The following is an 18,791-nucleotide window of genomic DNA, read 5'->3' on the forward strand; positions in this document are numbered from 1 at the left end:
CTAGAAGGTCATTCATCACGAGCGATCCCACCCGCCCCGCCCGAAAGCAAGGAATGCGTATGTCCGGCGAGTACACGGCTGCGGCCCCGTCCAGACCCACGATCGGCAGACCGCCCCGCCGGGTGGTCCTCATCTCCGCCGCGGGCGCCGTCGGGGGGTTCCTCTTCGGCTTCGACACGGCCGTCATCAACGGGGCCGTCGACCCCATCAAGGAGAACTTCGCGCTCGGCACGGTCGGCCTGGGCGTCGTCGTCGCCATCACCCTGTTCGGCGCCGCCACGGGGTCGCTGCTCGCCGGGTGGATGGCCGACCGTCTCGGCCGGACCAGGGTCATGGGGGTGGCCGCGCTGCTGTTCATGGCGTCGGCGACCGGCTGCGCGCTGTCGTCGGGGTTCTGGGACCTGGCGGCATGGCGCCTGCTGACGGGCGTCGCGGTCGGCTACGCGACGGTCCTCGGCCCCCTCTACATCTCCGAGATCGCGCCCGCCTCCGTCCGCGGCCGGCTCGCCTCGCTCCAGCAGATGGCCATCGTGCTGGGGATCTTCGCCGCCCTGCTCTCCGACTCCCTCATCGCGGCCGTGCTCGGCGGCGCGGACGCCAGATCGTTCCTCGGACTGCCCGCGTGGCGGTGGATGTTCCTCGCCGGTCTGGTCCCGGCGCTCCTCTACGGCGCCCTGTCCCTCCGGCTCCCCGAGTCCCCCCGCCACCTGGCCGCCCGGGGCCGCCGCGAGGACGCCTGCCGGATCCTGGCCGACCTGCACGCGATCCCCCGCGAGCAGGCCGAACGCGACGTCGACCGGATGAACGCCACCGTTCCCGGCGAGCACCGCCCGCGCTTCCGCGACCTGCTCTCCCGCCGGAGCGGGCTGCTGCCCGTCGTCTGGGTCGGCATCGGCATCGCCGCCCTCCAGGCCCTCGTCGGCATCGACGTGATCTTCTACTACTCGAACTCCCTGTGGAGCTCGGTCGGGTTCGACGAGTCCGCCTCCTTCGGCCTGTCCGTGCTCAGCTCACTGATCAACGTGGTGGCGACGATCGGCGCCATCGCGCTCATCGACCGGGTCGGCCGGCGCCGTCTGCTGCTCGCCGGCTCGGCGGGCATGGCGGCCAGCCTCGTCCTGGTCAGCGTCGGGTTCTCCAGGGCCGTCGTGGCCGGCGACGAGCTGACGCTCCCCGGGGCGTGGGGGCCGCTGACCCTCGTCGGCGCCAACGTGTTCGTCATGTGCTTCGCCGTCTCCTGGGGCCCGGTGGTGTGGGTGCTGCTGGGGGAGATGTTCCCCAACGCCATCCGCGGGGTGGCGCTCGCGCTCGCCGCGTCCGTCAACTGGTTCTCCGGCGTGGGGCTCAACCTGTCCTTCCCCACCATGCGGGAGATCTCCCTGCCCGGCAGCTACGCGGTGTACGCGGTCATGGCCGTGCTCTCCTGGGTCCTGGTCTACTTCGGCGTCCGGGAGACGACGAACCGCGAACTGGAGGACATGACCGACAGCCTCGCGCCACGCGCCCCGCGACCCTGAGCGCGCTCCCTCTACCCGCGGCCACACGGCCATGGCGAACCACCGGAGGCACACCACGATGCGCAACGACATCACTTTGATCACCGGAGCAGGATCCGGTATCGGGCTGGCCGTCGCGATGCTGCAGGCGTCGGCCGGACGCCCCCTTGCCCTGCTCGACACCGACGAGGCCGGTGTACGGGCGGCCGCCGCGGAGGCGGAGCGGCGAGGGGCTCCGCGAGCGCTGGCCATCACCGCCGACATCTCGGCAGAGGCCGACGTCGCCGACGCCTTCGCGCGGTGCCGCGCGGACCTGGGCGTCCCCACCCGCATCGTCGCCAACGCCGGCGTCGAGATCGCGCGCAAGGCGCACGAGACCTCGCTCGCCGAATGGTCCAGGGTGATCGACGTCAACCTGAGCGGCACCTTCCTCACCTGCCGCGACGCCATCCGGCTGCTTCTGGACGCGGACCTTCCCGGTGCGATCGTCTGCGTCTCGTCCCCCTCGGCGTTCGTGGGGTTCGCCGGAGGGTCCAACAGCGCCTACGGAAGTTCCAAGGGCGGGGTCTCCGCCCTCGTCAGGGCGCTCGCCATCGACTACGCGGCGTCCGGCATCCGCGTCAACGGCGTCGTCCCCGGCGCCACGGCGACCCCGCTGCTCGACGTCACCACGGGCGCCGGCGGCGACCTGGCCGAACGCGCCCGGACACAGATCCCCATGGGCCGGCTCGCCCGTCCCGAGGAGATCGCCGAGGCCATCGACTGGCTGCTCGGCCCGAAGGCCGGCTACGTCACCGGCGCCCACCTCCACGTCGACGGCGGCCTCACCGCCCGCGGCGCCAACGATTTCTGACACCACCGAAGCCCCGACCGGGTGACACTGAAAGGAACACGCGCGTGCAGTCACGTCCGACCGCTATCGGATCCACCGCCTGGGTCGTCGCCGACGGCTACATCCCGCCCCGCAGCACGGGTCCCGAACCCGAGATGACCAGCCACGACAGCATCTGCATGCTCAACGCGGGAGACACCGAGGCCCGGGTCGAGGTGCACGTCTACTTCACCGACCGCGAACCCGCGGGCCCCTTCGTCCTGGCCATTCCCGCCCGGCGCGCCTTCCACCAGCGGATCAACGACCTGGAGGACCCGGAGCGGATCCCCGCCGGCACCGACTACTGCCTGGTCGTCACCAGCGACGTGCCCATCGTCGTCCAGCACACCCGCCTCGATTCCCGCCAGGAGGCCAACGCCCTCATGAGCACCATCGCCTTCCCCGCATGACGCCCACCGCCTGCCCCTGACCCGACCTCCAGCGCCGCCGCGCGGGCCAGCCCCGCGCGGCATGCCTCGCCACCGCGCTCACCCCGCTGGAACCCCAAGACCACAACCCACAGCGGCCCACCGGGTGCGCAACAAGGCATAATCCCGCTCCTAGCCCGGCTCACCACGGCCACGAAGGGCGTGGTCAACGTTCAGGTAGCTGCTCTACTTCAACCACGACGACAAGGCCTGCCAACGCGATCGCATTTGACGACGGTGAATCCGTCGAGGCGCGGACTCATGTGCCGAGATGCGCCACATTGAGGCGGTCCCACCGATACAGACGCCCCGTCCGTTCCTGTGCCACGAGGTGCACCTCTGCCACCTTGAGCGGCTCCATGGACGGGCGGGGCGTGAGTGCTTCGATGATGGGCGCGGCCGGGCCGTCGCTGTTGCTGTAGGCGATTGAGATGTGCGGCGTCCAGTCGGGCTGGTCGGCGAGTTGATGGATGGTGACTGACCGGGCGACCGCCTCGCGGATGGCCGACCGCACCGGATCCAGCGCCCGTGGCGGGCGGATGCCGAGCATTACCGCCTCGCTGTGGAACCAGATCTTGCCGATCTCCACCTCGATGGGATCCACGCGTCTCAGGCCCTCAGCGGCCGCATCGGCCATGGCCTCGATCTCTGCATCGGGGATCTCGTCGGTGAACCCGACGATCTGCGTGGTCATGTGCAGCCACTGGCGCGGGACGAAGTCCAATCCGTCGAGTGTCGCCAGCCGCTGCTGGCACTGCCGGGCCAGTTCACAAACCGCGGGTTGGTCGTCGACCAGGATGTGCCAGACCAGCAACCGGCGGCCCGGTCGGACACCTGGGCGCCACCACCAGTGGTCCGACATGCGTTCGGGGAGGGGGCTCACGGGTTCTCCGGGCTTGGTCAGCGCGGTGCCGCCTCAGATGTAGTGGTCTCAAGGACCCCGCGCATGTAGGCGGCGGCGTCGGAGACGGTCGACGGAACGCCTTCCGTGCGGCCGATCTGGGCAAAGATTCGTCGCAGGAGGTTCGCGGTACGTCCGGGTGCGATCGCGTCCGCGATGCCGGCGATGTCGGTGATGACCTCCTCGGCGCGCGTCCAGTCGCGCACCTGCATCAAGCTTTCGAGTAGCTGGGCGAGATCGAGCTTTCCGTACAGGTATTCGCCGCGGCAGGCCAGCACCACCTGCTCGCGTAGGGGGACGGTACGGTTCCACTGGCCGAGCTGCGCGTGAGCCATCGCCTTATGCCGGGTCAGCTCGGTTTCGTCCACCCACCACGCCCATTGCGGATCGCGCGGGCTGATGCTCTCTGACAGCGCGTTCTTCGCCTTGGCGAACGCGGAGAGCGCGGACGATTCGTCGCCGAGCTGGGCGAGCGCTCGCCCCCTGCGGATCTCGAACAGCGCGCTCACACGGGCGGGCAGCTCCCCGGCCAGCGCCCGGTCCGCGATCCTCAGCGCCTCGGCAGGCCGATGCAGGTGCAGGGATTGCATGGCGAGATGGCCCAGTTCGAACAACTCCATGTCGCGGTCGCCGGCAGCCCGGGACAGCTCAAGCGCCTCATGGATGACCTGCCGCGACGCGGCCTGGTTGTCGGCGTCGTACGCCAACCACGCGGCGATCTCGCCCGTTTCTCCGGCTGCGGCCATGAGATCGCGCTCGACCTTGGCCACGTACGCACCGGTGGCGAGTTTGTGATTGGCCGTGCGGAACACGCGCGCGGCCAAAGGCAAGACATCGCCCGCGCCGTGGAGGGCATCCAGCCGTACGAGTGCCTGATTTGTCTCGCGGAGAGTTTCCACGTATTCCATGTCGGCTGGACGGCCGTTCGAGTGCGGCAGGCGTAGGACGTCCACGGCAGCGAGCGGGGCAGGCCCGGCAGCCGTCTTCTGGCCGAAGAGTTCCTCTATGTCTGTGCCGAGTGCGGCGGCGTAGGCGAATTGGTAGCGCTCGCTGATGCTGACTTTGCCTGCTTCCCAGCGTTTGATGTAGGAGATCAGGGTTTCCCGGTCGGGGCACTGGTCGGGAACGTGTGGGGCGAGGCGCCGGGCCATCTCGGGTTTGGACCAGCGGCGGCGTCTGCGCTCGGTTTGGAGGAGGGCGCCGATGCGGCGCCGTTCGTCGGCGGTGGTCATCGCGTGCCTCTCGGTCTACCTGCTTCAAGCCAGGGCAGTGCGTGCATCCAGACGTTCCTGAAGGTCATGTGCGATGTCCGCGACCGTGGACGGTGCGCCTGCGTGGGGTACGCGGCGAACGATGCGGCGGAGCAGGTTCGTGGTACGGCTCGAACCCACCTCGCCGACCTGGCCGGAGATATCGCCGATGATCCTTTCAGCGTCCGCCCATGAGGCAACATGAACCAGGGCGTTCAGCAGGTGGGCGCGGTCGTTGTACAGGGCACGTCGGTAGGCCGTGCGCCCTTCGACCGACTCGTGGAGCAGGGGGACGGCGGCTCCCCAGTTTCCGAGTTCGGCGTGGGCCATTCCCTTATGCCATGTGATCTCTGTTTCTGTGACCCACCACGTCCAGTAGGGATCGCGTTCATTGATGCCGTCTGCGATGGCCGACCGTGCACTGTCAATGGCGTCGAAAGCACGATTTTGGTGGCCGAGTTGCGCGAGCGCCCTGCCTCGTCGGATGTTGAACAGTGCCGTTACGCGAGGCGCAAGGCTCTGATCTGCGAGAAGTCCGTCCGCGATCCGCAGTGCTTCCGCCGGGTGACCGAGATGCACCGCCTGCATGGACATGTGGGTGAGTTCGAACAGTTCCATGTGGCGGTCCCCGGCCTGCCGAGACAGCATCAACGCCTCAAGGATGATCTGTCGTGACTCGGCTTGCCGATCTGCATCGTATGCCAGCCACGCGGCGATTTCGCCGATTTCCCCGGTCGCTGCGACAAGGTCTCGCTCCACCTTGGGCTCATATGCTCCAACGGCGAGTTTTCGATGGGCGTCACGAAAGACGCGCAGCGCTAGCGGAAAGGCTTCGTTGCCGCCGTAAACGGTATCCAGCCTGACGAGCGTTTGGCCGGTATCCCGGAGGTTCGCCACGTATTCCATGTCTGCCGGACGGCCGTTCGAGTTCGGCAGGTCCAGTGCGTCCATGGCGGCGGATTTGTTCGGTGGCCCGGTAGTCTTTTTCTGGCCGAACAATTCTTCTACGTCCACGTCGTATGCGGCGGCGTAGGCGAATTGGTAGCGCTCGCTGATGCTGACTTTGCCTGCTTCCCAGCGTTTGATGTAGGAGATCAGGGTTTCCCGGTCGGGGCACTGGTCGGGGACGTGTGAGGCGAGGCGCCGGGCCATCTCGGGTTTGGACCAGCGGCGGCGTCTGCGCTCGGTTTGGAGGAGGGCGCCGATGCGGCGCCGTTCGTCGGCGGTGGTCATCGCGTGCCTCTCGGATCGCCGTGCTCCGGCCTGCTCCCCCCTGCTCCTCATTGTGCCTCTGGTTGCGCCATGTGTGCCGCCTGTTCACTCACAGTCACCAGATTGTCGATGCCGCAGTGGCGTCGCCGAGACGACCTCGCCGTAGGAGGTTCGACTGATGAACACGTTGGCGGACGCGCCGCCGCGGTGGGTGATCCATATCGACCGGACGCTCGCCGAACTGCGCGCTCGATTCCCCGGGGTGCTGCTGTGGTACGGCCGCTACACCGGAAGCCTGTGGAGCATGGTCAGGGACCGGGCCGGGCGGGACCGCCTGGTCGAGGCCGCTGACCCCGCCGAGTTGGTCTCCATCCTGGCGTACTTGGAGCGGCGGTCGGCTCCGGCCGTGGTGCCGAGCCCGCGACCGGCCGTACGGTCGTCCACCAGTCGGACCTCCCGAACGCGGGCGGAGGGCGGTCGGCCTCGGCGCGTGCGGGCACGGCGGGGCCGGCGGAGGCGGCTGGTCGGCAGGGACCAGTGGTGAGCGAGGCGGAGATCAAGGCGGCGCTTCGTGCCGAGTTTCCCGGGTGGTCGATCATCACGGCGCGGGACACCGGGCGGTGGTGGGCGACCCGAGGGCCCAAGCTGGGCGAGCAGGTGCGGCACGGGGTGTCCGTGCTGGACGCGGACACCGCCCAGGAACTGCGGCAGCGGTTGCGGGAGGTCGAGCGGTGAGCGAAGTGGACGGGAACGCGGCCAGGCCCCGCGCAAGGTTCTCGGGGGCGGGGGCATTCACCGAGAACTCGTGGAGTGGCTGGCATGACCGAGCCGGACGCGTTCACCTGGCCGAGGCCCCTGCCGATCTCGTGGGCCATGCGGGGGTGCGGACCGTCGCGCCAATGCAGGGGGCGGCCGGGGTGCCGGGGGCGGGCGGGATGGTGGCGGGCGTCTGGTCGCCCCCGACGCCTCCGCCGTTGCCTCAGCCGCAGCGCATCGCGCCGATCCCCCCGCGCCGCGAGCGTCCGGAGCAGCCCGAGCGTCCCGGACGCCCGAAGCGCCCGGAGCGGCCGCAGCGCCGGGGGTGGTTGGCGCGTCTGCTCGACCGGCTGACCTACACCGAGCCCTGGGACTGGTGACCAGGGGGCGGCCGCGTGGTGGGCCCCCGGGATCACCGCGTCGTCGCCCTTTCCAGCCGCACCCCGGGGCGGGGAAGAGCAGCCCGGGAGTGCGGTACCTGGCGGCGGCGCGGCGTGCGGATGTCGAGCCGTCGCCGCTCAGACCGCCGCGTCCTCGGGATCAATGTGGCCCGACCCCGGGGACGCGGTGCCAGACGGCGGGGCGGCCGGAACAGCGCGGCCGGCCGCCCCGCCCCGCAGACCAGGCGGAAAAGCGGGCGCGTCCGACGGGGGCGAAGACCTACGACACGGCTGCACCGTCCCCACATGTGCTCTGCGGAAGGGACTGGAGGCGTGCGCAGGGGGTCAGCCGGTGGCGTTCAGGGGGTGGTTGGCGCCTAGGCGTTGGGAGAGGGCGCGGGTGGTTTCCAGGAGGGCGCGGGCCATGGGGGAGTCGGTGTCGCGGGGGACGCTGACCGTGGTGCCGACGATGGCCATGGCGGCGATGATGGTGTCGCCCTCGAAGACGGGGGCGGCGATGGTGTGGACGCCGTTCTCCGACGGGGAGTTGACCGACAGGCCGTGTTCGCGGATGCGGTCGAGCTCCTCGGCGAGGTCGGGGGAGCGGCGCAGGATGCGGGTGAGGCCGGGGACCTGGTCGGCGGGCAGGTGGGCGCAGAAGACGCGGCCCTGGGCCGAGGCGGTCAGGTCGAGGCGGGAGCCGACGCGGACGCTGATGCGGATCAGGTGGTCGGTGTTGTCGGCGGAGCGGACGACGGTGGGGGCCTCGCCGTCCCAGATGCTGAGGACGACGGTCTGCCCGACGGTCTTGACCAGGCGGTCCATGTACGGTTCGGCGGCGCTGACGATGGGCAGGGCGGCGCGGGCGGCGGCGGCCAGGGTCAGGACCTGCGGGCCGAGGGAGTACAGGGCGGTGCGTTCGTCGTAGCGCAGCAGGTTGGCGGCGCGCAGGGCCTTGGTGTAGCGGTGGGCGGTGGCCTTGCTGGCGCCGAGCCGGGTGGTGATCTCGTTCAGGCTCAGGTGCGGCCGGCTCACGGTGAAGGAGTCCAGGATCAGCGCGGCGCGCTGGACCGTCTGGATGGTGGGGGCGGTCTCCGCCCCGTCACCGGCGATCTTCGCAGCCATCTTCCCCCTACCTCCAGCCTCGGCGCGGCGGCCGTAGCAGACGGCAATCCCATCATGCGGACGGCCCGGAGGACGGGTCTTTCGCGACAGTGCCGTCTCTCTATGCGAGACGCAATCATGGCAACTGGGATGCCGGTCGTCAAACCGGTGGAGCGGCTCTTGACACCGCTGAGGCGGCTGGGGAACTCTGTACGCAATGCGAGACGCTGTCTCGTATTTTTGTGCGAACCCGCGATTGAGGGGGTGCGGCCGGATGGTCGAGCCGAGCGAACCGGGCGGGGAGGGCCTGCCGGGCGGGCTGGTGGTGGAGGACTGGGACGCGCTGACCTTCCGCGTCAACCGGATCGCCTACCGGTCGCAGCAGATCTTCCGGCGGGAGCGGGATCGGATCTGGGCCAGGACGTGGCTCTATCTGGGGCACGAGACCGAGGTCGCCGAGCCCAACGACTTCAGGACGCGGGTGCTCGGCGGACGGCCGCTGATCTTCTGCCGGGACGCCGAGGGCGAGATCAGGGTCTTCCTCAACTCGTGCCCGCATCGCGGCACCGTGTTGTGCCGCGAGACCGAGGGTTCCACCAAGCTGTTCCAGTGCTTCTACCACGCCTGGACGTTCCGCAACACCGGGGAGATCGCGGCCGTCCCCGGGCGTGACGCCTACGAGGCCAGCGAGGGCTTCTTCGACGCGATGAAGCTGCGGGCCGTACCGAGAATGGCCGTGCACGAGGGCTTCGTGTTCGTGGCGTTCGATCCGGACGTGCCGCCCCTGCTCGACTACCTGGGCGACGCCGCCGACTACATGACGATGGTGAACGAGCAGCACGCCGACGGCATGGAGGTGCTGCCCGGCACCCAGCTCTACAGCGTGCGCGGCAACTGGAAGCTGGCCGTGGAGAACGCCATGGACGGCTACCACTTCTCCCCGACGCACAACACGTTCGTCGGCTACCTGCGGGAGACCGGGTTCGCCGTCACCGACGACGACCAGTACGCCTACAACCTCGGCAACGGGCACTCCCTGCTCGTCCTCACCGGGCACGGCGGACGCATCAGCATGCTGTGGGAGCCGCGGTTCGGCGAGGACGAGAAGCGCCGCACCGCCGAGCACCGCGCGGAGATGGACCGCAGGCTCGGCCCCGAACGCGCCCGCTACGTGGCCGACGAGAGCCACATCCTGTACGTCTTCCCCAACCTGCTGCTGTTCGACCTGGAGGGGCTGTCGATCCGGCAGCTCGAACCGGCCGGGCCAGGACGCACCGACGTGCGGGCCTGGCAGCTCGCGCCGCGCGGTGAGGACGAGGACACCCGGGCGCTGCGCATGAAGACGATGGTCAGCTTCGTCGGTCCGGGCGGCCTGGCCACACCGGACGACATCGAGGCGTACGAGGCGGTGCAGCGCGGCATCGAGGCCACCGCCGACGACCCGCGCGCCGGGCTCGACTACAGCGACATGTCGCGCGGCATGGTCGACGAGGTCAAGGGCGTGCAGGGACGGTCGATCGACGAGGGCGCGATGCGCGGGTTCTGGCGGCACTGGGTGCGGGCGATCGGCGTCGCGGACGGCCTGGCCGTCACCGGTACCCGTCCGGCGAGCTTCCTGGAAGGGAGGAACGTGCGATGACGGTGACCGCACGGACGCACGGCGCCGTGGTCGCGGGGGGACGCGAGGTCACCCGCGCCGAGGTCGAGGACTTCCTGTACGCCGAGGCCGACATCCTGGACGCCTGGGACTACGACGCCTGGCTGGCCCTGTTCGAGCCCGGCACCGCGCGGTCGGAGGTGCCGGCCACCGACTGGAACGGCACGTCGCCGCACGCGTCCGGCTCGTTCGTCAACGACGACTGGGACCTGATCCGGGCGCGTGTGAAGCGGCTGAAGTCGCGCAAGGCGCACGCGGAGAACCCGCCGTCGCGCACGCACCGCCTGGTCTCCAACGTGCGCCTGTTCCCCTGGCAGGACGATCCGGCGCTGCTGCGGGTGACGGCCGCGTTCGTGATCCACCGGGCCCGGGACGGCGAGTTCGACCCCTACGTCGGCCGCTACGACCACCTGCTGGTCGCCGAGCCGGACGGCCTGCGCTTCCGGCGGCGCCGCGCCGTGCTGGGCCACGAACTGCTGCGCCCCGGCGGACGGCTGAGCTTCATCCTGTAAGGGAGCCCGATGATCAAGCACACGCTGGCGTTCCGGTTCCGGCCGGACGTCCCCGCCGCGACCGCCGACGCCGTGCTGGCGGAGCTGGCCGCCTTCCCCGACCGGTATCCGGCGATGCGCCACTTCTCGCTCGGCCGCAACATCAGCACCCGCGACACGAGGTTCACGCACGCCTTCTCCGTCGAGTTCGACAGCGAGGCCGACCTGCGGGCGTACCTGGAGAGCGACGCGCACGAACGGTTCGTCCGGGAGCGGTGGCGCCCGGTGATCGACGAGCAGGCCATCGTCAGCTACGAGACGGCGCACAGGAGCGGGCGGCCGCGCGGCCCGTACGGCATGGAGTACGCCCGCGTCGAGGTCCCCGACATGGCGCGGACGATCGAGTTCCTCCAGTACCACGTGGGGCTCCAGCTCGAACAGCACACCGACGAGTACGCCTACCTGCGCGCCGACATCGAGCACCACTCGATCGAGCTGGTCAGCGCGCCCGGACGGGAGACGGGGCAGACCGTCGCGATCGGCTACAGCGTCGAGAACGAGGACGTCCTGGAGGCGCTGCACAAGAACGTGGTGGACGCCGGGTACGAGGTGCTCGACCTGCACGAACGCCAGCAGGCCCTGTGCGGGGCGGGCTTCGCCGTGCGCGACCCCAACGGCCTGGTGGTCGAGCTGTTCACCGAGTTCCAGGAGTACGCCGAGCCGCCCCACGTCGAGCTGCGGCCCGTCGACCTGGTCCACCCGTTCATCGCCACCACCAGGTTCGAGGAGTCGGTGGAGTTCTACACCAAGGTGCTGAACTTCCTGCCGTCCGACCACATCGTGGGCTCCACGACGTTCCTGCGCTGTGAGGACCGCTATCACCACAGCCTCGCCCTGCAGAACAACAAGGAGCACTTCGTCGCGCACCTGTGCTTTGCGATGAAGAGCTTCGACCACGTCATGCGGATGCGCGCCCGCGCCCTCTACAAGGGCTCGCCGATCGCGTCCGACCTGGTCAACCACTCGGCGTCCACGTCGATCGCGTTCTACCTGCACGACCCCGCGCACGGGCCGCGCTATGAGCTGTGCGACCGGCACCGGGTGTTCACGCCGCAGGAGCACGAGACGCACCGCGCCCGCCGCATGCCCGCCGACCCCCGCAACATCGACGTGTGGCGTCCGGCCGCCGACGACTGGGGACGTTTCTGAGCACGGCTGACGAGATCGTCCGGGTCCTGGAGGTTCTGGACGGCCGGCCGGCTCCGCACGGCGGTGAGGCGGCGGCCGCCGTGCGGCTGGCCGAGTGGTGCGCGGCGCGCTGGCCGTGGATCGAGTGGGACGTGCGCCGGTACGGCGAGGCGGGCGCGAACGTGGTGGCGTCGGCCGGCGGTCGCGGCGGGACGCTGATCTACTCGCATCTCGACACCTCGCTCAGCGGCGACCCGGCACAGGACCGTCCGATCACCGGCCGCACCGACGACCCGGGGCCGCTCACCGTGCACGACGGCCTGGTGGAGGGCTTCGGGCTGGGCGTGGCGCGGGCGCCCGCAGCCGCCGCGCTGGCCGGGTTCGTCGACGCGGCCCGTTCCGGTCGCGCGTCGCCGCGGCTGCTGCTGGCCGGCTCCGGCACGCACCGCAGCACCCTCACCGGCGCGGCCGGACGCCGGCGTTCGACCGGCCTGGACCACTTCCTCGCGGAGGAGTCCGACGACCTGCCCGCCGCGGCGATCATCGCGAAGTGCGGGCCGCCGACGCTGCTCTGGGAGGAGCCGGGCGCGCTCTACCTGCGGCTGCGGATACGGGGCGGGCAGGGCGCGGTGCTGGTCCGTGACTCGGCGCGTCCGCCCGGCGGCGTGCTCGCCCACGCCGCGCCGGTGATCGAGGCCGTCGAGCGATGGCGGGCCGCCTACGTCGCGTCCCACACCGCCCCTGGCACGCAGGTCGGCCCGGCCGCGGGCCTGGGTTCGCTCACCGGCGGACGCCCCGACAAACCCGACCTCTTCCCCGCCGTGCTCGAAGCCGGGATCTACGTGGTCACCGTGCCGGGCGCACGCCCCGACGACATCGCCGACGACCTGGCCGGGCACGTGCGCGCGGCCTGCGCGGACGGTCCCCTGGCCGCCTGCGCGGTCGAGGTGGACCACGACGAGGTGCATCCGGCGGCGGCGACCGCCCGGTACGCGCCCATCGTGCGCGCCGCCCGGGCGGCCTGGCGGGAGGAGTTCGGCGGCGAGCCCCCGCCCATCAGCGGCTGGACCGGCTCCACCGACGGCGTCGTGCTGCGCTCCCACGGCGTCGACACCGTGCGGCTCGGGCCGTCCGCGCGTCCGTCCGCCGCCGACCCGCGCCGCGACGTCCTGGACCTCGGCTCGCTCACCGCCTACTCCCGCCTCTACGCCGCGATCGCTCAGAGCCCCCAGTCGTAGTTGGGGACGGCCGCCTCGCCGATCCGGAACCGGCCCCCGGGCACCCAGGTCTTCTCCTCGTCGTGCGCCTTCACCACGTTCTTGCCGAAGCCGGGCACGAGGGGACGGCCCACGTCCCGGCGCAGCCACAGCCGCAGCAGGTGACGGCGGCGCTCCGGCTCGGGATGGTCGACGTACTCGGTGCGCGAGTGCAGGGCCGCGTAGTTCAGCAGCCACTGCACGTCCCCGGGCTGGAAGTCCATGTCCAGCGGGAGGCCGGGCTCCTGCGCGATCTCGTCGAACAGGTGCAGCACCTCGATCTGCTCGGGCGTCAGCCGCGGCACCTCCGGGTAGTCCTGCGCGGAGAAGATCATCGAGCTGCCCGCGTAGGTGCTGAAGATCCCGTCCACATAGCTGCAGATCGGCGAGGTGTAGGTGTCGGCGGGCGCGTCCGGGTCCTGCCGCCGCCAGTCCCAGTGCCACGGCTCGAACAGCAGGTGCGCCAGCCCGGGCCGCCGCCGCAGGATCTCGTTGTAGATCGTCGTGCCGCTGACCAGGCTGCTGGCGCCGCCCGCCCGCGCCCCGCGCAGGCACATCAGCGCCACCACGTCGGAGCTGTCGGAGTGGAACGGCAGCCGGTCGCGCACCCGCGACGGCAGGGCGGTCGGGTCGTCCAGGGTCTTGTCGGACGTGGCGATGACGTGGTCGAGGACGTCGCCGTGCTGGTTCTGGGCCATCGGCGTGCCCAGGTGCAGGCCCATCACATAGAAGATCGCCGCCGCGACCGTGTCGCCGTACTCCTCGGTGCGCAGCCCGCGGACCAGCACGAAGCCGCGTCCGGAGTCCATCTGCCGGGCGCACTCGCCGATCAGCCCGGCGCACGCGTCCAGCGGGTAGTCGGCGGCGGTGACGGTGCGCAGGTCGGGGTCGTCGGCGGCGAACCGGCGGCCGGCCGCCTCCAGTTCGGCGCGTTCGGCGTCGTTCAGCAGGTAGATCCACTCGGTGGACCGGGACAGCTCGTCGCCGCGCCAGGCGGACGGGCCGGAGATGGGGGACAGGTCGACGGTGGTGCTCATGCGCTGCCTCGCTTGCGGATGCGAAGGGACGGAAACCACGGACTGACGCGGGGCTGGAGGACGACGGCGCGGGCGTCCGCGACGTGCGGTCTCGTCGGAGAGCCGGCACGGGCGCACGACGGCGCGCCGCGACGGGCGGTGGATCAGAACGGGGTCTGCGGGTCGCCCGCGGCGGTGCCGGGGCGCATGCCGGTGCGCGGCGGGTGGACCCGGAGCGGCTCCACGTAGCCGCCGGGCACGCGGCCGCGGCCCGGTGTGGGGGCGGCGGCTCGGCTCATGGCGTGCTCCCGGCGGTGGAGGATCTGCCAGCACCCTAGGCCGCCCCACTTGATCTCGTCAAGCGAGACGGCATCTCGCATGAGCGTGTTACGGGATGGGACGCACCTGGACGGTGCCCTCCGTCACCCGGGACTCGAAGGCGGGCTGGCGTCCCGTGGCCGGGCCCCGTACGACCGACCCGTCCCGCACCCGGAACGTGCTGCCGTGCCAGGGGCAGACGACGCAGGTCTCGGCCTTGTCGTCGGTGATGACGCGGCCCTGGTGCAGCGGCCCCGCCAGGTGACTGCAGCGGTCGGCCAGGACGTGGATGTCGTCGCCCTCGCGCAGGACGAACAGGCTGATGTAGCCGAGGCGGCGCAGCACCGGCCACCCGTCCGGCAGCTCCGTCACCGGGCACAGGTCATGCCAGCCCAGCGGCACCAGGTGCGCGAGCTGGTCGGCGTGGCTGGCCCCGGCGGCCTGGCGGAACGCCAGGTGTCCCCCGAGGTAGCCGCCGGCCAGCAGTGCGGTCAGCCCGGCGAACCCGAGCGTCCGCCCGGCGCCCTCCCGGCCCCGCCGGCGCGCCACCAGCGACGCCGCGTACAGCGCCGTCGCCGTCGCCGTGCTCGCCGCGTGCACCACGCCGACCCGCTGCTGCTCGCGGTGCAGCGCCGACCAGTCGGCCAGCCCGGTCAGCGCGGTCGGCACGGCCGTGGACAGCCCCGCCGCGACCAGCGCCCGGGACGCGCGCTGCGTGCCGGCGGTGGGGGGCATCAGGTCCAGCACGGCGGCCGACATCCAGCAGCCCATCGGCAGGTCCGTCAGCGGCGGATGGGCCGGGTGGCCGAACGGAACCCCGTGCAGCAGGTCCTTGGCCGGGCCGGGACGCAGCGTCCGCCGCACCACGGCGGACACGCCGCGGATGACACGGTCCAGGGCGCTGGCGTGCTCCAGCCCCTCCACCATCTCCACGGGGTGCGACCGGACCGACGGCCGGGGGCCGCGCCGGAAGATGTTGCTCGCCCGTCGGTTCATGTCCCTCCTCGGGTACGCGGTCCCGAATCGGCCTGGCGGCCTCACGGCTCGCCCGTCAGCGACAGTAGTCCCCCCGGTCACCCGCGGCCACCCGGGGAGAAGCCGTCCGCTCCCCGGCCGTCCGCGATCTGCCGCGTCCCACGGTCACTCTTACCTACCTGGCGGTAGTGGGACCTAAACCCCCGTTCCGGGCGCGCCGGACAAGCGGGCGCCCGCGCCCCACCATGGTCCTGGGCCGCTAATCGGAGTTACCGTGACAAATAGGACATCGGACGCAACAAGGTGGTTGCGATGGAGGCGTGGGTCATCTGGCTGCTGGCCGCCGCCCTGCTCGGGATCGCCGAACTGCTCACGCTCACGCTGGCGCTCGGCCTGCTGGCCGTCGCCGCCCTGGTCGCGGGCCTGACCGGCGCGCTCGGGCTGCCGGCAGGCGCCCAGGTCGCGGTGTTCGCCGTCACCTCGGTCGCCGGGCTGGTGGTCGTCCGCCCGGTGGCGCACCGGCACATCCGCCAGCCGCCCCCGCTGCGCTCCGGCACCGCCGCCCTGGTCGGCCGCGAGGCGTACACGCTCACCGAGGTCAGCCGCGCGGGCGGCCGGGTGCGCATCGGCGGCGAGGAGTGGTCGGCCCGCCCCTACGACCCGGCGACGGTCATCCCCGCCGACACCACCGCCGACGTCCTGGCCATCGAGGGCGCCACGGCCCTCCTCTACCCCACGACGACCACCCCACCCACCCCCGAGACCTCAGGAGAGCACCCGCCGCCCAGGCACGCCGCGTCCGAGCAAGCGACAGCCGCACATGTGGACGAAGCATCGTCCGGGCAGGCGCCGGGCGGGCGAGGGCCGGCCGGGGAGGCGGCGTCGGCTGAGAAGGGGAGCGGAGGGCCGGGCCGGAAGGAGGCATCATGACCGACATCGCGCTGGCGCTCCTGGCGGTGGTGATCGCCGGGGTGCTGGTGCTGGGCATCACGGTGATGCGGTCGGTGTGGATCATTCCGCAGGCCAGGGCGCGCAACGTGGAGCGGCTCGGCCGCTACCACCGCACGCTGGAGCCGGGGATCAGCTTCGTCGTCCCGTTCGTCGACCGGGTCAAGCCCCTGATCGACCTGCGCGAGCAGGTGGTCTCGTTCAAGGCGCAGCCGGTGATCACCGAGGACAACGTGGTGGTGCACATCGACACCGTGCTGTTCTTCCAGGTCACCGACCCGCGCGCGGCCGACTACGAGATCGTCAACTACATCAAGGCGATCGAGCAGCTCACCGCCACCACGCTGCGCAACGTCATCGGCACCCTGGACCTGGAGGAGACGCTGACCTCCCGGGACCGGATCAACACCGCGCTGCGCGGGGTGCTGGACGACGCCTCCGGCAAGTGGGGCATCCGGGTCACCCGCGTGGAGATCAAGGCGATCGACCCGCCGGTGACGATCAAGGACGCCATGGAGAAGCAGATGCGCGCCGAACGGGAGCGGCGCGCCACGATCCTGACCGCCGAGGGCGTCCGGCAGTCCAAGATCCTCACCGCGGAGGGGGAGAAGCAGGCGGCGATCCTCAAGGCCGAGGGCTCCAAGCAGTCGGCCATCCTGGAGGCCGAGGGCCAGGCCATCGCGGTGGAGCGGGTGTTCCGGTCCGTCCACGAGAACGACGCCGACCCCAAGCTGCTGGCCTACCAGTACCTGCAGATGCTGCCGAAGCTGGCGCAGGGCGAGGGCAGCACGTTCTTCGTCGTCCCCAGCGAGATGACGGCCGCCCTGCAGTCCTTCGCAAGGGCGTTCACCGGCGCCGCGCCCGCCGAGCAGCCCGCCCGGCCCCCGATGGAAACCACCGGCAGGGCTCCGCAACCGGAACTGGACGGAGCCGAAACCCACACCCCGCCCTACGAACTGGCCCCCGGCAGCAGTGACCTTGCTCCGTCTGATCAGGCCAGGGTGCGGGATGCGCCTTCCCGCGTCCCCTGAAAATGAAGGAGGGGCGATCCCCCTGTCGGGACCGCCCCTTCCTCAGGCCAGGAGGAGGTGGCGTTCTCAGGAGCCGTTGACGCCCAGGCCCGCGGCGACGCGGTCGCCGAGGTCCTTCTGGATGTTGCGCCAGTACTCCACGACGCGCTTCTTCATGTCGCCGGTGACCTCGGGTGCCGAGGCGTGGCCGACGACGTTGCTCACCAGGTGGTCGCGGTCGACGTCCGACAGCACCTTCTCCCACAGCGCGCGCGGCTGGACGTAGTCGTCGTCCTCGCGGTGCAGGGTGTAGGCGCTGCGCACGATCTCGCCCGCCACCTCGTAGGACTCGCCCTTCCACAGCTCGGGGTCGGCGACCGGGCCGCCGAAGGAGTTCGGCGCGTACACCGGGTCCGTCGGGTTCCGGTACGCCATCGGGCCGTCGAAGTTGTACGAGTGCACCTCGTTCTTCGGCCGGTTCACCGGCAGCTGCAGGTAGTTCGGGCCGATGCGGTAGCGGTGGGCGTCGGGGTAGGAGAACAGCCGGCCCTGGAGCATCTTGTCCGGGGACGGCCCGATGCCGGGCACGAAGTTGGCCGGCTCGAACGCGGCCTGCTCGATCTCGGCGAAGTAGTTCTCCGGGTTGCGGGTGAGCGTCCACCTGCCGATGGTGATCGGCGGGTAGTCCGCGTGCGGCCAGACCTTGGTCAGGTCGAACGGGTTGAACCGGTAGTCGGCCGCGTCCTCGAACGGCATGACCTGCACCTGGACGGTCCAGGACGGGTGGTCGCCGCGCTTGATGGCCTCGTACAGGTCCTTGATGTGGACGTCGTGGGGCTGGCGGTCGGCCTCGTCCGCGGTGAGGTTCTTGATGCCCTGGTCGGTCTTGAAGTGGTACTTCACCCAGAACTTGTCACCGGCGGCGTTGTACCAGAGGAACGTGTGCGAGCCGTACCCGTTCATGTGGCGCCAGCTGGCCGGGGTGCCTCGGTCGGTCATCAGCAGGGTGACCTGGTGGGCCGACTCGGGCGACAGCGTCCAGAAGTCCCACTGCATGTTGTTGTCGCGCAGGTGGTTGTCGGCGCGCCGCTTCTGCGAGTGGATGAAGTCGGAGAACTTCTGCGGGTCCCGGATGAAGAAGACCGGGGTGTTGTTGCCGACGAGGTCGTAGTTGCCGTCCTCGGTGTAGAACTTGATCGCGAAGCCGCGCGGGTCGCGTCCGGCGTCCGCGCTGCCCAGCTCGCCCGCGACGCTGCTGAAGCGCACCAGCGACTCGGTGCGGGCGCCCTTCTGGAACAGCTTGGCCTTGGTGAACTGGCTGACGTCCTCGGTGATCTCCAGGACCCCGTACGCACCGCCGCCCTTGGCGTGCACGACCCGCTCGGGCACGCGCTCGCGGTTGAAGTGCGCCATCTTCTGGATCAGGTAGTGGTCCTGCAGCAGCAGCGGGCCGTTGGGCCCGACGGACTGCGAGTGCTCGTCGCTCGGCGCCGGGATGCCGGCATCGGTCGTGGTGATGGGCCTGTCGGTCATG

The 18,791-nt window shown here is 70.9% G+C and carries 20 protein-coding genes; 12 read left to right on the forward strand and 8 right to left on the reverse strand.

Annotation, left to right across the window (positions count from 1 at the left end):
• Window positions 1–59 precede the first annotated feature (59 nt).
• From ABD811_RS26685 to ABD811_RS26695, 3 genes are read left to right on the forward strand one after another with little or no spacing between them, the layout of a single operon-like run.
• Complete coding sequence (locus tag ABD811_RS26685) at window positions 60–1,517, forward strand: sugar porter family MFS transporter (protein ID WP_344952966.1); 1,458 nt, start codon at window positions 60–62, stop codon at window positions 1,515–1,517.
• A 58-nt stretch (window positions 1,518–1,575) separates the two neighbouring features.
• Entirely contained in the window at window positions 1,576–2,349 is a 774-nt protein-coding gene (locus ABD811_RS26690; protein ID WP_344952968.1) for an SDR family NAD(P)-dependent oxidoreductase, read from the forward strand.
• 44 nt (window positions 2,350–2,393) lie between these two features.
• On the forward strand, window positions 2,394–2,777 hold the full coding sequence (locus tag ABD811_RS26695) for a sensory rhodopsin transducer (protein WP_344952970.1): 384 nt from the start codon (window positions 2,394–2,396) through the stop codon (window positions 2,775–2,777).
• A gap of 277 nt (window positions 2,778–3,054) precedes the next feature.
• Here the strand turns inward: ABD811_RS26695 and ABD811_RS26700 are convergent, their stop codons facing one another.
• The 3 genes from ABD811_RS26700 to ABD811_RS26710 all read right to left on the reverse strand — a co-directional run bounded on the left by ABD811_RS26700 (window position 3,055) and on the right by ABD811_RS26710 (window position 6,179).
• On the reverse strand, window positions 3,055–3,609 hold the full coding sequence (locus ABD811_RS26700; RefSeq protein ID WP_344952972.1) for a 2'-5' RNA ligase family protein: 555 nt from the start codon (window positions 3,607–3,609) through the stop codon (window positions 3,055–3,057).
• A gap of 86 nt (window positions 3,610–3,695) precedes the next feature.
• Window positions 3,696–4,928: a helix-turn-helix domain-containing protein gene (locus ABD811_RS26705; protein WP_344952974.1), complete on the reverse strand. Its 1,233-nt coding sequence runs from the start codon at window positions 4,926–4,928 to the stop codon at window positions 3,696–3,698.
• Between the two features lie 24 nt (window positions 4,929–4,952).
• Window positions 4,953–6,179 carry a helix-turn-helix domain-containing protein gene (locus ABD811_RS26710; RefSeq protein WP_344952976.1) on the reverse strand — a complete coding sequence of 409 codons (1,227 nt, stop codon included), beginning with the start codon at window positions 6,177–6,179 and terminating at the stop codon, window positions 4,953–4,955.
• Between the two features lie 157 nt (window positions 6,180–6,336).
• Between ABD811_RS26710 and ABD811_RS26715 the strand changes: the two genes are divergently transcribed.
• The 3 genes from ABD811_RS26715 (at window position 6,337) to ABD811_RS26725 (ending at window position 7,294) form a co-directional block, all read left to right on the forward strand.
• Window positions 6,337–6,702: a hypothetical protein gene (locus ABD811_RS26715; protein WP_344952978.1), complete on the forward strand. Its 366-nt coding sequence runs from the start codon at window positions 6,337–6,339 to the stop codon at window positions 6,700–6,702.
• Window positions 6,699–6,893, forward strand: coding sequence for a hypothetical protein (locus ABD811_RS26720; RefSeq protein ID WP_344952980.1), 195 nt, complete (start codon window positions 6,699–6,701; stop codon window positions 6,891–6,893). The genes ABD811_RS26715 and ABD811_RS26720 overlap by 4 nt, the downstream gene beginning before the upstream one ends.
• 164 nt (window positions 6,894–7,057) lie before the next feature.
• Window positions 7,058–7,294, forward strand: a complete 237-nt coding sequence (locus ABD811_RS26725) for a hypothetical protein (protein WP_344952982.1) — start codon at window positions 7,058–7,060, stop codon at window positions 7,292–7,294.
• A 345-nt stretch (window positions 7,295–7,639) separates the two neighbouring features.
• Here ABD811_RS26725 and ABD811_RS26730 read toward each other — a convergent pair whose 3' ends face one another.
• Entirely contained in the window at window positions 7,640–8,419 is a 780-nt protein-coding gene (locus tag ABD811_RS26730; RefSeq protein WP_344952984.1) for an IclR family transcriptional regulator, read from the reverse strand.
• Between the two features lie 253 nt (window positions 8,420–8,672).
• Between ABD811_RS26730 and ABD811_RS26735 the strand changes: the two genes are divergently transcribed.
• The 4 genes from ABD811_RS26735 to ABD811_RS26750 are packed head-to-tail and all read left to right on the forward strand — an operon-like array spanning window position 8,673 to window position 12,972.
• Window positions 8,673–10,037, forward strand: coding sequence for an aromatic ring-hydroxylating oxygenase subunit alpha (locus ABD811_RS26735; RefSeq protein ID WP_344952986.1), 1,365 nt, complete (start codon window positions 8,673–8,675; stop codon window positions 10,035–10,037).
• Window positions 10,034–10,567, forward strand: coding sequence for an aromatic-ring-hydroxylating dioxygenase subunit beta (locus ABD811_RS26740; RefSeq protein WP_344952988.1), 534 nt, complete (start codon window positions 10,034–10,036; stop codon window positions 10,565–10,567). Before ABD811_RS26735 ends, ABD811_RS26740 begins: the two co-directional genes overlap by 4 nt.
• Before the next feature lie 9 nt (window positions 10,568–10,576).
• Window positions 10,577–11,755: a Dabb family protein gene (locus ABD811_RS26745; RefSeq protein ID WP_344952990.1), complete on the forward strand. Its 1,179-nt coding sequence runs from the start codon at window positions 10,577–10,579 to the stop codon at window positions 11,753–11,755.
• The gene (locus ABD811_RS26750) at window positions 11,719–12,972 is read left to right on the forward strand and encodes a zinc-binding metallopeptidase family protein (protein ID WP_344952992.1); all 1,254 of its coding nucleotides are present in this window, start codon (window positions 11,719–11,721) and stop codon (window positions 12,970–12,972) included. Before ABD811_RS26745 ends, ABD811_RS26750 begins: the two co-directional genes overlap by 37 nt.
• On the opposite strand, the gene ABD811_RS26755 is transcribed toward ABD811_RS26750, so the two are convergent.
• The 3 genes from ABD811_RS26755 to ABD811_RS26765 all read right to left on the reverse strand — a co-directional run bounded on the left by ABD811_RS26755 (window position 12,954) and on the right by ABD811_RS26765 (window position 15,320).
• The gene (locus ABD811_RS26755) at window positions 12,954–14,027 is read right to left on the reverse strand and encodes a TauD/TfdA family dioxygenase (RefSeq protein WP_344952994.1); all 1,074 of its coding nucleotides are present in this window, start codon (window positions 14,025–14,027) and stop codon (window positions 12,954–12,956) included. The genes ABD811_RS26750 and ABD811_RS26755 overlap by 19 nt on opposite strands.
• Window positions 14,028–14,170: 143 nt before the next feature.
• Window positions 14,171–14,305: a hypothetical protein gene (locus ABD811_RS26760; RefSeq protein ID WP_344952996.1), complete on the reverse strand. Its 135-nt coding sequence runs from the start codon at window positions 14,303–14,305 to the stop codon at window positions 14,171–14,173.
• Window positions 14,306–14,393: 88 nt separating this feature from the next.
• A complete protein-coding gene (locus tag ABD811_RS26765) occupies window positions 14,394–15,320 on the reverse strand; it encodes a Rieske (2Fe-2S) protein (protein WP_344952998.1) in 927 nt (308 codons plus the stop codon).
• Window positions 15,321–15,611: 291 nt separating this feature from the next.
• Here ABD811_RS26765 and ABD811_RS26770 point away from each other — a divergent pair, with 291 nt between their 5' ends.
• The gene (locus ABD811_RS26770; RefSeq protein ID WP_344953000.1) at window positions 15,612–16,229 is read left to right on the forward strand and encodes an NfeD family protein; all 618 of its coding nucleotides are present in this window, start codon (window positions 15,612–15,614) and stop codon (window positions 16,227–16,229) included.
• Entirely contained in the window at window positions 16,226–17,278 is a 1,053-nt protein-coding gene (locus ABD811_RS26775; RefSeq protein ID WP_425549462.1) for an SPFH domain-containing protein, read from the forward strand. The genes ABD811_RS26770 and ABD811_RS26775 overlap by 4 nt, the downstream gene beginning before the upstream one ends.
• Window positions 17,279–17,344: 66 nt before the next feature.
• Here the strand turns inward: ABD811_RS26775 and ABD811_RS26780 are convergent, their stop codons facing one another.
• Entirely contained in the window at window positions 17,345–18,790 is a 1,446-nt protein-coding gene (locus tag ABD811_RS26780; RefSeq protein ID WP_344953002.1) for a catalase, read from the reverse strand.
• Window position 18,791 lies beyond the last annotated feature (1 nt).

The sequence above is a fragment of the Actinomadura miaoliensis genome (assembly GCF_039536785.1).
GTDB lineage: Bacteria > Actinomycetota > Actinomycetes > Streptosporangiales > Streptosporangiaceae > Spirillospora > Spirillospora miaoliensis.